Raw genomic sequence first — 13,129 nt, 5'->3', positions numbered from 1 at the left:
CCTTAAGGTGTGGGGTAAGCGAACGATGCTTTGATTTCTGGGCACGGGAGCCTAAGCATCCTTCAACGGGTCGATAAGTTGCTCGGCCGAGTCGTAGATCCGGGTGAGGTGGCGCAGGGAGGCTTCCCGCGCGGCTGCGGCGTCACCGGCAAAGATTGCCTCAGCGATCTCCGTGTGCTCCAGCATTGTCTGGTTTTGCGCCGCTTCGTAGCCGAGGCTTGTTTCGTACACGCGGTGCAAATATTCGTTGATGGGATTGACGATATGCACGAAAAACTGGTTGCCCGACGCGGCGGCAATGGCCTCATGGAATTCCAGGTCCCACGCGAGGGCGGAGACATGGTCATCCCCGGCCGCAGAAAATTCCCTCAGGGCGGTGCGGATCCGGGCTTCGTCGGCCGGCGTGCGCCTTTGGGCCGCCAGTTCCGTCATACCCACTTCGAGAACCAAACGCATTTCCATCAGGTCCGGAAAAGCGCCGTGCTTTAACTCAAGCATGAGTTCGAACTGCCGCGAGATCGATGTGCCGTCAAACTCGGCCACAATCATTCCCCGTCCGGGACGAATGTCGACCAGGCCCCGCTCATCGAGGATCCTGCCGGCCTCCCGCACCACGCTCCGGCTGACGTCGTACAAATCGGCCAGTTCGGGTTCCGTGGGCAGCTTGTCGCCGGGCTGGAGTCCGTCGGCTATGAGCTTGTCCTTGATTTTTTCGGCGATCTGGTCCGACAGCCGGTTCCGTCGATTGCGTGCGGTCCTGATTTGGCTGCGTGGTGCCGCCGCGGCTTGGGTGCCGTTTGTGGCTACCATCGTGGCAGTTCCCCTTTCCTTGGCGTATCGGTCGGTTCCTTTAGACAACCCTGCAACGTAATTCCTCTCCGCGCACGGCGCGCACGGCTTCATCGCTCGCCAATTGCTGAAGATTGCGCAGTGAATCTTCGTCGTAGAAGGCAGCATGGGGTGTAAGAACAACTTCCGGCATGAGGCGGAGCGGCGAGTCGGCCGGCAAGGGCTCCGGATCGGTAACGTCCAGAACGGCACCGGCAACCTTCCCGTCTTTGACGGCGGACGCCAAGGCGTCAAGGTCGACAAGGGGACCGCGTGCCGTGTTGACCAGGACGATGCCTTCCTGTGCATGCGCGAAGAAGTCATCTCCAATCATCCGGTGGGTTTCCGGCGTGCTCGGAGCATGCAGGGTGATGGCGTGGGAACATGCGGCGAGTTCTTGGAGGCCTACCTGCTCGATGCCAAGCTCGGCGAAGACCTCGGCAGGGCAGAACGGGTCGAAGCCGACAAAACTGAAGCCGAAAGGCGCCAGCCTCTTGTGTACGGCCTGCGCAATGCGCCCCATCCCCACCAGCCCCACGATCATGGACCGGAAACCTGGGATCGGTCCCACGTCGCCGGGCCGGGTCCATCCGTTCGCCTGAATCCTCTGGTTGTACAGGGGGATCCGGCGGGCCATGGTCAGCAGCGATGCGACCGCATGATCAGCTACGGTGTCCACGCCGTAATCCGGCACGTTCGCCACCTGGATGCCTAGTTGACGTGCGGCCTCAAGGTCCACGTTGTCGTAGCCAATTCCGTACCTGATCACGGTCGCCCCGGTATTCATCCGTTCCAGCACAGCACGTGTGATCGGCGCGAAGTTGACGATGGCGACGTCGGCGCCCGCCACGGCATCTGCAGTCTCCCGCTCCTCTACGCAGGCGAAGCAGGCAAACGTCGCACCGTTCTCCACTGCTGCTGCTTCTTCGATCGTGACATCACGGAATGCGTGGTCTGTGACGACAACTCGCTTCATCGCTTCATCTCCCTTAGGTGCTATTAGAGGCCCGGTCCTCGACGCATTGCGACGTGCTTCCGTAAACCAGTTGATCACATCATATGATGATTGTATGTTAGCCTGTGACTCCAGTCACGGGAAACCACGCAGTTTCTTGGAAGAAAACGACGGTAAATGCCGATAGTCCCCGTTCTTTATGAAAGGCACGACCATGAACGCCATCGAACCCATCGCCGCATCACGCCACGGGCGACGCCACGCTCCGAGCTTTAGAAGCTGGACCGTTGTGGCTGGACTGGCTTGTGCGGGCTTGCTGCTGACCGGCTGTGGAGGAAAGGCTCCGGCAGCTGCCGGCGCCAGCGAAGCGGAGCTCAGCGTCGGCATCTTCGTCGACAACGCATTCGGTGACGGAGACTTCTTCGACCAGGCGGCCAAGGCTCAGGCGTCCTTGGAGGAGGGCGGCGCAGCCGTCAACACATACGAGGGGCAGCTTCAGGCGCAGAACTTCGCTCCCTTGCTGCAGGACGCCGCCGATGCCAACGACCTGGTGTTCGTGCTTGGGTTCGAAGCGATTGACGCCCTGATCGACACCGCGTCGGAAAACCCGGACACGACCTTCGTCTTCCTCGACGGTGCGGTGGACAGTCCCGAGGTGGTTTCTGCCGAGTTCCGTACCGCCGAAGGGTGCTTCATGGCAGGAGCCTTGGCTGCCACGGTCAACGGCGAGGCAGGCGCAGACACTGCCGGGTTTATCGGAGGCGTCAACGCCCCGGTCATCCAAAATTGTGAAGCGGGCTACGTCCAGGGCGTGGAGCATGTTGCGCCAGACATGAAGGTCGCGGCCCAATACGTCGGCTCCTTCGTTGACCCGGCTAAGGGTCGCGAAATCGGCCTGGCCCTGAAGAACAAGGGTGCGTACGCGCAGTACGCCTACGCCGGTCTGTCCGGTGCGGGCATCTTCGATGCCGCCAAATCAGGCCAAGAGATCGCACCCATCGGCATTGTCACCGACAAGAGTTCGCTGGCCCCCGGCAAGGTTCCGGGCAGCGTTGAAATGAAGGTTGATGCAGTGATCGAGCAGTTGACCGAGGACTTTGCCGCCGGCACCTTGAAGCCGGGGTCCCAGCAGAGCTATGGGTTCGCCGAGGACGGCTGGGGAATGGTTTACGACGAGAAGATCCTCGGTGCGGACAACGTCGCAGCCCTGAGCGAGTTGGAGGCGAAGATCGCCAGCGGGGAAGTGAAAGTCAATGTCCAGTAAGGATCAGGCGGCCCCCAGCCCTGTGCTGGAACTGCAGGGGATTACCAAGACGTTCGGCCCCGTCGTCGCCAATGAAAACGTCAATTTCGACCTCTATCCCGGTGAAATCCACGCGCTCGTGGGCGAGAACGGTGCCGGGAAAACCACGCTGATGAGGATTCTGTTCGGCATGTACCGGCCGAACGCCGGCAGTATCCGTTTGGGCGGCAGGGAAGTCGAGCTCAAAAAGCCAATGGACGCGATTGAGCACGGCATCGGCATGGTGCACCAGCACTTCATGCTGGTGCCTAGCTTCTCGGTACTGGAGAACATCACCCTCGGTGCCGAGCCCGGCACCGGCGGCCTGTTCGACCGAGGCCGAGCGGAAGAGGCCGCCCGCGGTCCGATGGAGCGGCTGGGCCTGGCCCTTGACCCGAACACGGTCACCGGCAGCCTTAACGTGGCGACCCAGCAGAAGCTCGAGATCACGAAGGTGCTCTACCGCGGGGCCAAGATCATCATCCTGGATGAGCCCACAGCAGTACTGACCCCGCAGGAGACCGAGGAGCTTTTCGTCCTCCTGAAGAAACTTGCCGCTGACGGTTCGTCGATCATCTTCATCTCGCACAAGTTGCGGGAGGTGTTTGCCGTGGCAGACCGGATCACCGTCCTGCGCAATGGACGCACAGTCAGCACCGCACCGGCCGGAGACCTCGACGCTTCCGCTGTGGTGGCCGCCATGACAGGGCGGAGCGACGTTAATTTGGGACGGATTACCCGGAACGTGCCGGGAGACGACGTCGTCTTGTCGGTCTCCGGCCTCAGTACCGCCAAGTTCGAGCACGATGCGGCGCTGGATTCGATCACCTTCGAAGTCAGGGCGGGGGAGGTAGTCGGGATCGCCGGGGTCGAGGGCAACGGCCAGTCAGCCTTGGCGGAAACCCTCATCGGCACCGCGTCCCCGCTCGCGGGGAAGATCGAGCTTGCCGGGACTGACTTGACGCGGCTGACGGTCTCGGCGCGCCGCGATCTGGGGCTCTCCTACGTTTCGGAGGACCGCCACCGCGAGGGCATTCCAATCAACGGGTCGGTCCTCGAGGGGCTCGCCGCGGGCACGCTTCGCCGGCACCGGGGCTGGAATGGACTCGCTAATGCCTTCCCGCGCGCGCTGCAAGCGTGGGGCACCGACATGATCAGCAAATACGCCATTAGGACGTCGGGCCGCAACGCCAAGTGCCACACCCTCTCTGGCGGCAATCAGCAGAAGATTGTCATGGCCCGGGAACTTGAAGAGCAGCCCAAATGCATCGTCCTGGCACAGCCGACCCGGGGCGTTGACTTGGGCGCCATTGAATTCCTCTACGACCGGATTGCCGAAGCGACGGCGCGTGGCTGCGCCGTGGTGCTGATCTCGGCAGACCTGGACGAGATCCTACGGTTGTCCGACCGCGTGCTGGTGATGTACGGGGGGCGGATGGTCGCAGAGGAGACGGCGACTGAAACCAGCCGCGAAGAACTCGGTATGCATATGACCGGCGCCAAAGCTTTAGGAACAGCAGCATGAACATCCAGACCGCTCCTGCGCAGCAGGCCGACCCGCAGAGGAAGAGCCACCTCCCGGAGGACCGGCGACGCCGGCCTAAGGCCCCCGGCCGGTTAGCTGCCATGCCTCTGGCCCGTCGCTTGATCCAACCTGCGTTCATTCTTGTTGCCGGACTGCTCATGGCCTTGGTACTGATTGCCGCCCAAGGATATGAACCCTTCTCCACGCTGGCCGCCGGACTCGACTACGCCTTAGGCAATCCGGCAAGCATCGCCAGGACGCTGGCCTGGGGATTGCCCTTGTTCGTCGCCTCGATCGGCGTCTGCTTGGCGTATCGCTCCGGCATGTTCAACATCGGAGCCGAAGGACAGATCTACGCGGGTGCCATGGCAGCTGCCCTGGCCGGCGCCTACATCGGGCCCATGCTCAGCGGCCTCCATCTGCTCCTCTGCTTGCTGTTTGCGGCGGTAGTCGGCGGACTCATAGCGGCGGGACTGGGATGGCTGCGCGCAGTCTGGGGGGTCGACGAAGTCCTCTCCACCCTGCTGTCGAACTACATCATCATGCTGTTCTGCGCCTATCTGGCGACCTCTCCGCTCCGAGATCCCGCTAGGCAAAGCGGCACAACCAAAGAAGTGTTCGACACCGCCATGTTTGGCGAAATCATGCCGCGGACCCAGCTGACCTCGGCACTCTTCGTGGTCGTCATCCTCTGCGCCGTTACCTGGTGGCTCAGCGAACGCTCCGTCACCGGCTACCGCTGGCGGATGACCGGCGAGAGCCCGGACTTTGCCGCTGCCTCGGGCATCAGCGTGAAAAAAGCCCGCATCGCGTCGATGGCGACAAGTGGTGCCCTGTGCGGCATCGGCGGTGCACTCCTGGTCACGGCGTCCCAAGGCCGCTTCTGGACCGAAATCGGTACCGGCATCGGCTGGGACGCAGTCCTGATCGCCTTGATCAGCCGGGCACGCCCCGTGCCGGCGATCATCTGGGTGTCCGTGTACTGCATCATGAGGTCCGCGGCCCGCGGCATCGAGCAGGTCTCTACGGTGCCGTCGGAACTTTCGCTGGTCCTGATCTCCGGCATCATCGTTGCCGCCGCCGCACGCGCCGGCATTTTCAGCCAATTTACCGCCCTGAAGCAGCGGTTCGCCCACTTGAAAGGACACTGAGACATGGATTGGATTGATGCCTTTCTCGCTTCGGGGATTCGGTTCACCACACCGATCCTGCTCGCTGCACTGGCCTGTCTTCCCACCGCCTGGACCAAGGACCTGAACGTCGGACTCGAAGGAGCCATGCTCTTCGGTGCCTTCTCCGGCGTCGTCATTGGTATGTCCACGGAATCCGGGTTTGCAGCAGTGGGACTCACCGTCCTCATCGGGGCGGCCTGCGGAGCCGCGTTCGGTTACCTCATCACCTATTTGCGGGTGAATGTGTTTGTGGCCGGCATTGTCTTGAACGTGTTCGCCGCGGGCGCGACGGTCTATCTGTTGAGGTCGTTGTTCGGCGTCAAGGGGACGCTGAGCGACGATCGAATCCCCGCCATGGCGTCGGTCAACATCCCTGGCATCGACGGTATCCCGTTGCTGGGTGCAGTCCTGTCAGGTCATTCAATCCTGACCTACGTCAGTTGGGCGATTATCGTTGCCGCCGCGCTCGCGGTCCGCTACACGGTCCTGGTCCGTCACTTGAAGGCAGCAGGCGAGCATCCGGCTGCCTTGACCGCGGCAGGCGGCAACGTCACGCGGATGCGGATTCTCGCCCAAGTCTGGTGCTTCGCGCTGTGCGGCCTGGCCGGGGTGCAGTTGAGCATGGGCCAGCTCACCCTTTTCACCGAAGGCATGACCAGCGGTCTTGGATTCGTTGCCTTGGCAGCCGTCATCTTCTGCCGCGGCAAGGTGCTGCTGCTGGCCCTCATGTCGGTTGGCTTCGGTCTTTCGTCTGCAGTGGCGGTGCAAGTGAACGCCTCCGTGATGCCACCCCAATTCGCCCAGATGATCCCCTACGTGGTCGCATTCGCCGGCCTCATCATCCTGGCCCGAACCGCCAAGGACGGCGGTATCCGAATTGCAACCCCGGCGCTGGAGGACTGAATCATGAACGACGAATCCCTGACCGCGACCGACGTCGACCTCTTCGAACAGGCCAAGGCCATGCTGACGAAGGCCCATCACGGCGAGCGGCATCAGGTGGCGGCCGCCGTGCGGACCAGTACCGGAGCCGTCTATCTGGGCCTGCACATCGGCTCCCGCCGCGTGAATGTCTGTGCCGAGTCCTCGGCCATCGCCAACGCACAGATGGCGGCCGACGCAGACATCACCCAAGTGGTTGCCGTCTGCAAAGACAGCGCCGGCCGAGTGGTGGTCACCAACCCGTGCGGCGTCTGCCGGGAACTCATGGGTACCTACTGCCCCGATGCCGACGTCATCATCGACCTGCGCGGGACCGTACGCAAGGTGCCCTCCAAGACCCTAATGCCCGAGCCGTGGATGTTCCCGCATGAGAACAGCTGGACGGTCGGAGACCCGACGAGTGAAAGAAAATAATGGAAAAGCCAACGATTACAGACATCTGCCTGATTACCCGCGATCTGGACGCATCGATTGCGTTCTACACCGAGAAACTCGGCTACACCCTCAAGCATCGGATGCCGGGATTCGCTGACTTCGCTGGCCCCGGTGTCATCCTCGCCCTTTGGGAGGCTGGAAAAATCACCGAGACAACCGGTGTGCCGTCCCAAATGACCGATCCGTCCGGGCATGGAGTGATGCTCGCGGTGAAGCTCGATTCACCAGCGGCGATCGATTCGATGTACTCGGACCTCACCGCTCGCGGCGTGGAGGTTTACTCCCAACCTGAGGACTACCCCTGGAACGCGCGGTGCCTCTACTTTGCGGGCCCGTGCGGCGAACTCTGGGAATTTTTCGCATGGTATGAGGGCGGAGAGCCCGGCGCCGTTGATTCTGCTACCGCCGCCGCCGCTTCCTGACCCGGCACCCAACGACTGGAAAGTAAACGTGAACATTTCTCTATCCGATCTCCTGCCACTCGACGCGGAGAATGCCACCCTTGTTGGCCGAATCTTTGATCCGGAAGCCAACGGGCCGTGCGTCGTCGTCGTCGATGGAACGGACGTTGTTGACATCACCGGCATCGAGCCGACGGTCTCATCCCTGTTCGAGCGCGCCGACTTGCTCTCTGTTGTTAAGGACCTGGAAAACCGGCCCCGATGGGCATTGGCTGACGTCATCGCCGCCACTGTCGACGCCGACATGTCCAAGCCGCGGCTCCTTGCACCGATCGATCTGCAGGTCGTGAAGGCCGCCGGCGTGACCTTCGTGGAGAGCATGCTGGAACGCGTCATCGAAGAAAGGGCCAAGGGGGACGCCAGCCAGGCGGCAGCCATCCGCGACCAGCTGGCCGATGCCATCGGCGGCGCCATCTCCAGCGTGCAGCCAGGCACGGAGGAAGCGGCGCGGGTCAAGGAGATCCTCAAAGCAGAAGGTCTGTGGTCCCAATACCTGGAAGTGGGCATTGGACCAGACCCGGAGATCTTCACGAAGGCCCCGGTGCTCTCATCGGTCGGCACCGGTGAGTCGATTGGCGTGCTGTCGCGGTCCACGTGGAACAACCCCGAACCGGAAGTGGTGTTGGCCGTGCGCTCCGACGGCACTGCATTGGGCGCGGCCTTGGGCAACGATGTTAACCTTCGCGACTTCGAAGGACGCAGCGCACTGCTGCTGACCGAGGCCAAGGACAACAACGCTTCCTGCGCGATCGGACCGTTCATCCGACTCTTCGACGATTCGTTCGGAATGGACGACGTGCGGGAACTCGACATCAGCCTGCGGGTGGAGGGGCCGGACGGATTCACGCTCGACGGACAGAGCTCGATGAAGAACATCAGCCGGGATCCTGCCAGCCTCATCGAACATGCCTACGGCGACCACCACCAGTATCCCGACGGCTTCGTCTTGTTTACCGGCACCCTGTTCGCGCCGACCCAGGATCGAAAAGCGCCCGGTGCAGGATTCACCCATGAACTTGGCGATACCGTCAGTATTTCGAATCCACGTCTGGGCGCGCTGATCAACAAGGTAGAGCACTCGGAAACTGCGCCCCGCTGGGAGTTCGGTATCTGGGCGCTGATCCAAAACCTGCGTCAACGTTCTCTCCTCTGAACCTTTACCTTCTTCCCTAACGAACACGACAACGAAAGCGAGACCTCGTGTACAAAGTTACGAACCCTGCCACCGGCACGGTCATCGAAGAATTCCCCACCGCCACTGATGTGCAGATCGCAGAAGCCATCGAGCAGGCGCATCGGGGTTACCTGTCCTGGAAAGAAACCCCGGTAGAAACCCGCGCCAAGATCGTCCAGCGGGTGGCCGAAGTCTTCAAGGAACGAACGGACGAGTTGGCCGCGATCATTACCCAGGAGATGGGCAAGCGGATCGAAGAAAGCAAGGGCGAGCTCGGCACTGTCTTCGAAATCTTCAGCTACTACGCGCAGAACGGCCAGACTTTGATGGCCGATGAACCGCTGGAAATCCAGGGTGGCAACGCCGTGATCCAAAAGCGGCCTGTTGGGGTGATCCTGGGCATCATGCCGTGGAACTACCCGTACTACCAAGTGGCGCGTTTCGTGGCACCGAACCTGATGCTGGGCAACACCATTCTGCTCAAGCACGCCTCCAACTGCCCGAAATCCGCAGCTGCGATTGTGTCGGTGCTCCGCGAAGCAGGAGTGCCCGAGGACGCCTACATCAATATCTACGCCAGCAACCAGCAGATCGCTTCCGCATTGGCCGACAAGCGCATCCAGGGCGTCTCACTGACAGGCAGCGAACGTGCGGGTTCCGCCGTGGCGGCCGAAGCCGGCCGGAACCTCAAGAAGGTTGTCCTTGAACTGGGCGGCTCGGATCCAATGGTCATTCTCGACTCCGACGATCTGGACAAGACCGTGAATATCGCGGTGGCGTCGCGCATGGGGAACATGGGCCAGGCTTGCAATGCGCCCAAGCGCATGATTGTTATGGCCGACATTTACGATGAGTTCGTCGAAAAGCTGACGGAGAAGATGGCGGCCTTTGCCCCTGGTGACCCCAGCGATCCGTCGACCACCCTGGCACCGCTGTCCTCGGTAAGTGCTGCAGACGAGGTTGTACGCCAGATCGAGGAAGCCGTGGAACAGGGAGCTACCTTGCGTACCGGCGGATACAGGATCGACCGCCCGGGTGCTTATGTCCAGCCCGCGGTGCTCACCGACGTCACTTCCGAGATGGCCGCATACCATGAGGAAGTGTTCGGCCCGGCCGCTATTGTCTTCCGAGCTTCGAGCGAGGAGGAGGCCGTAGAGCTGGCCAACGATACGGAATTCGGTCTCGGTTCCGGCGTCTTCAGCGCTGACCCCGAACGGGCCCGCCGAGTTGGTGACCAGATCGAGGCCGGCATGGTCTACATCAACCAAGCGGGTGGATCACAAGCCGACCTGCCGTTCGGCGGTATCAAGCGCTCGGGCGTGGGTCGCGAACTTGGTCCGCTCGGTATGGACGAGTTCATGAATAAGAAGGTCGTCCGGCTCTAAAGCGTAGTTAACGGTCGAACATCATGCGAGGCGGTCCCAGAGTGTAGCTATCTGGGGCCGCTTCACCGTCAGCATCAGGTTCCGGATATCGCCAGCTCAATACCGTGCACGCAGCGGTGATGCACTGCCGCGAGCAGCCGCCTCAGAGCAAACTAGACGTAAACGGAGCGGGACCGCCTCCCTTAGGGAAGGCGGTCCCGCTCTGAGTTGGTTCCAAGTCTAGTAACGTACTCCAGCACGGATGTCCGGGCAGGGATCCGAGGCCTGACGAGGTCTCCGTGGTGGAATTCCTCTACTTGTGGGTCTTCGCCGGCTGGCGGTGCGTTGTGGAGTCGAAGAGGTCGCGGAGGCGGCCGCGGAGGGACTCGTAGGACTCTTCGCCGAGGGCGGTGGCCCAGTCGCGCTCGACTGCCTGCTGGGATTCGATGATGATCCTCCGGGCTGCGTGGCCTCGATCGGCGACCTGCACCGAGGTGGCCTGGATGTCGTCGCCGACGCGCTCGGTGGCGAGGTAATCGTTCTCGGTCATCATCTGAACGAGGTTGTTCACGATCTGGAGCGGAATCTGGACCCGCGTAGCCAGATCGCCGACGGTCATGCCGTCCCCGTCAATCCTCGACAGGAGGTGCAGCTGCGTCTTGGACAGGTCACTATGTCCGGCAGCGGCAAGGTCATCGATGATCCGCCCCATCATGAAATGGTAGGAGGCTGACAACAAGGCGGTGATTCCGGTCTTGTGATCTTCGTGGGCTGCGTGCGTCAAGTGGACCTCCCGTGGTGGTGAAGCGGGTGAGGGAAGGACTGAGCCGTTGCGACGAAGGTCACTTCCAGTCCTGCTCTCCGAACAGTTGATCATCGTCATTGCGACACTGCAAGTTGCCGCGTAACGGACGACGTAGATGGGCCTCCGCGGAACCAACGTCCCGGGAAGTGGCATCGGGGCCCGAGGGTGAGCAACGGCGTCGTGCGCCATGTTGCTCACCCCCGGACCCCATCCGCAGCCGGATCAGGAAGCAGCCACCTGCTTCTGGGCTGTTTTTGCGGACTTCGTCGCCATGTGGGTGGCGAGCAGGGTGATCAGGCCCATGACCGACAAGTACGCTGCGATGGGCCACCACTGGCGGCCGGACCACGCGTACAGGCCGGTGGCGATGAAGGGCGAGAGGCCGCCGGCCAGGACGGCTGCCAACTGGTAGCCGATGGACACTGCGCTGGTCCGTACTTCGACCGGGAAGAGAGCACCCATCACGGCCGGCTCCAAGGCAAACATGGCGCAGGCGATGCCAATCGTGATCGACATGGCCACGGCAATGACGATGAAGTTGCCCGTGTTGAAGAGCAGGAAGAACGGGAAGGCGACCGCCACGGAAGCCATGGCAGCACCGAGGAAGAGCCGTCGGTGCCCGATCCGCTCCGACCAGGAGCCAAACAGGGGGATGAGCAGGAGCTCGACCGCGGAACAAATCAGCACCGCGTTGAGGATGGAACCGCGCTCGAGCCCCAGCGCGTCGACGCCGTAGGTGATGGCGAAAACGGTGACCACGTAGAACACCGAGTTCTCGGAGAAACGGATGCCGCCCGCGTAAAGGATTTCCCGCCAGTGGTCCTTAATGGCAGTCTTGACCGGCATCTTCTCGACGGTTCCCGTGGTGACGGCCTGCTGGAATTCCGGTGATTCCGAAAGGGTGAAGCGGATGACCAGGCCGACGATGACCATGACGATGCTGGCGATGAAGGGGATGCGCCAGCCCCAGCTGAGGAAGTCCTCGTTCGGCAACAAGGTCAAGAGGGCGAAGGCCCCGGTGGACAGGATGGTCCCCACCGGAACACCCATCTGCGGCACCGAGCCGAAGAACCCCTTCTTGGTCTTCGGAGCGTGTTCGACGGCCATCATGACGGCGGCGCCCCATTCGCCGCCGACGCCAAATCCCTGGATCAGGCGCAGGAGCACCAACAGGATGGGAGCCAGGATGCCGATTTCGTCGTAAGTGGGAAGGAACCCGATGGCGGTGGTGGCCAGCCCCATGATCAAGAGGGTCACCACGAGAATCTTCTTGCGGCCCATCTTGTCGGCCAGGTTTCCGAAGATGGCGCCGCCGATCGGACGGGCGGCGAAGCCCACGCCGAACGAACCGAAAGCCAGCAGGGTGCCGATCAGCGGATCGCCGGACGGGAAGAAGAGTTGGCCGAAGACCAGGGCAGATGCGGTCCCGTAGAGAAAGAAGTCGTACCACTCGATGCTGGTGCCGATGAAGCTGGCAATGGCGACTTTCTTGGCGGAGGATTGTGGGGGCGCCACGGCTTTCTCCGTCATCGAGGGAGACTGAAGGTTTTGCATATTTCTCCTTGCATAACGCCACTGCATCTTGGGTGGACTCCGGGAAAGATAGTGGCACGGGACACATTGATCATGTGAACCCTATGCGGTGCATTACGGATTAGTGCCTGTACGTCCGGGACAAACCGGGAGGCGGATTGTCCACCGTGGATATCAACGGGCGAAGCCCTTGACGAGAGGCTGGTCGAAGGACATCTACGAAAGGAAGACTTGGTTTTGAGCATGAACTCCAACGATCGCGTCGGCACGGCCGAGGACGTGGTACGCAGCAGCGCTGTGGCAACAGTGCAGATCGACAATGAGCGTGTCACGGTCACCGAGTGGCGTTTCCCGCCGGGGACGGAGACCGGCTGGCACGTGCACCCGGTTGATTACGTCGTCGTGCCGATCACCGGCGGCGAGCTGACCGTTGAGACGCGAGCAGACGCCTCGACCAACCCGCTGGCCATCGGGGCCTCCTACACCCGAGAGGCCGGCAGCGAGCACAACGTGGTCAACGAAACCGACGCCGAAGTGGCCTTTGTGGAAATCGAGCTGAAGTAGGGGCTGGCCTCTCGGCGTTCGCGCAGCGGAATGGGTGGGGGACCAAGAAACTTCTTGGTCCCCCCCCCCCCTCTCGACAGGGCCCGGGC

13 protein-coding genes are annotated in these 13,129 nt (G+C 62.1%); 9 read left to right on the top strand and 4 right to left on the bottom strand.

Annotation, left to right across the window (positions count from 1 at the left end; all coding sequences use genetic code 11):
• Positions 1–51: 51 nt before the first annotated feature.
• Entirely contained in the window at positions 52–810 is a 759-nt protein-coding gene (locus ACMX2H_RS01195; RefSeq protein ID WP_414958584.1) for a FadR/GntR family transcriptional regulator, read from the bottom strand.
• 40 nt (positions 811–850) lie between these two features.
• The gene (locus tag ACMX2H_RS01190) at positions 851–1,882 is read right to left on the bottom strand and encodes a C-terminal binding protein (protein ID WP_414958583.1); all 1,032 of its coding nucleotides are present in this window, start codon (positions 1,880–1,882) and stop codon (positions 851–853) included.
• A gap of 115 nt (positions 1,883–1,997) precedes the next feature.
• Here ACMX2H_RS01190 and ACMX2H_RS01185 point away from each other — a divergent pair, with 115 nt between their 5' ends.
• The 8 genes from ACMX2H_RS01185 to ACMX2H_RS01150 are packed head-to-tail and all read left to right on the top strand — an operon-like array spanning position 1,998 to position 10,159.
• Positions 1,998–3,047 carry a BMP family lipoprotein gene (locus ACMX2H_RS01185; RefSeq protein WP_414958582.1) on the top strand — a complete coding sequence of 350 codons (1,050 nt, stop codon included), beginning with the start codon at positions 1,998–2,000 and terminating at the stop codon, positions 3,045–3,047.
• On the top strand, positions 3,037–4,590 hold the full coding sequence (locus ACMX2H_RS01180; protein ID WP_414958581.1) for an ABC transporter ATP-binding protein: 1,554 nt from the start codon (positions 3,037–3,039) through the stop codon (positions 4,588–4,590). Before ACMX2H_RS01185 ends, ACMX2H_RS01180 begins: the two co-directional genes overlap by 11 nt.
• A complete protein-coding gene (locus ACMX2H_RS01175) occupies positions 4,587–5,741 on the top strand; it encodes an ABC transporter permease (RefSeq protein WP_414958580.1) in 1,155 nt (384 codons plus the stop codon). The genes ACMX2H_RS01180 and ACMX2H_RS01175 overlap by 4 nt, the downstream gene beginning before the upstream one ends.
• A gap of 3 nt (positions 5,742–5,744) precedes the next feature.
• Positions 5,745–6,665, top strand: coding sequence for an ABC transporter permease (locus ACMX2H_RS01170; protein ID WP_414958579.1), 921 nt, complete (start codon positions 5,745–5,747; stop codon positions 6,663–6,665).
• 3 nt (positions 6,666–6,668) lie between these two features.
• Complete coding sequence (locus tag ACMX2H_RS01165; RefSeq protein ID WP_414958578.1) at positions 6,669–7,118, top strand: cytidine/deoxycytidylate deaminase family protein; 450 nt, start codon at positions 6,669–6,671, stop codon at positions 7,116–7,118.
• Complete coding sequence (locus ACMX2H_RS01160; protein ID WP_414958577.1) at positions 7,118–7,561, top strand: VOC family protein; 444 nt, start codon at positions 7,118–7,120, stop codon at positions 7,559–7,561. Before ACMX2H_RS01165 ends, ACMX2H_RS01160 begins: the two co-directional genes overlap by 1 nt.
• Positions 7,562–7,589: 28 nt before the next feature.
• Positions 7,590–8,753 carry a fumarylacetoacetate hydrolase family protein gene (locus ACMX2H_RS01155; protein ID WP_414958576.1) on the top strand — a complete coding sequence of 388 codons (1,164 nt, stop codon included), beginning with the start codon at positions 7,590–7,592 and terminating at the stop codon, positions 8,751–8,753.
• 47 nt (positions 8,754–8,800) lie between these two features.
• Complete coding sequence (locus ACMX2H_RS01150) at positions 8,801–10,159, top strand: NAD-dependent succinate-semialdehyde dehydrogenase (RefSeq protein WP_414958575.1); 1,359 nt, start codon at positions 8,801–8,803, stop codon at positions 10,157–10,159.
• A gap of 292 nt (positions 10,160–10,451) precedes the next feature.
• Here ACMX2H_RS01150 and ACMX2H_RS01145 read toward each other — a convergent pair whose 3' ends face one another.
• Both ACMX2H_RS01145 and ACMX2H_RS01140 read right to left on the bottom strand, forming a co-directional pair.
• Positions 10,452–10,922 (bottom strand): hypothetical protein, encoded by a 471-nt coding sequence (locus ACMX2H_RS01145; RefSeq protein WP_414958574.1) that lies wholly within the window; start codon positions 10,920–10,922, stop codon positions 10,452–10,454.
• Between the two features lie 243 nt (positions 10,923–11,165).
• A complete protein-coding gene (locus ACMX2H_RS01140; protein WP_414958573.1) occupies positions 11,166–12,497 on the bottom strand; it encodes an MFS transporter in 1,332 nt (443 codons plus the stop codon).
• 222 nt (positions 12,498–12,719) lie between these two features.
• On the opposite strand from ACMX2H_RS01140, the gene ACMX2H_RS01135 reads away from it, so the two are divergent.
• The gene (locus ACMX2H_RS01135) at positions 12,720–13,040 is read left to right on the top strand and encodes a cupin domain-containing protein (protein ID WP_414958572.1); all 321 of its coding nucleotides are present in this window, start codon (positions 12,720–12,722) and stop codon (positions 13,038–13,040) included.
• Positions 13,041–13,129: the final 89 nt, after the last annotated feature.

It is taken from the genome of Arthrobacter sulfonylureivorans (genome assembly GCF_047607445.1).
GTDB lineage: Bacteria > Actinomycetota > Actinomycetes > Actinomycetales > Micrococcaceae > Crystallibacter > Crystallibacter sulfonylureivorans_A.
The sequence above is the reverse complement of the archived record's forward strand: the minus strand, read 5'-3'. Positions and strand labels throughout refer to the sequence as shown.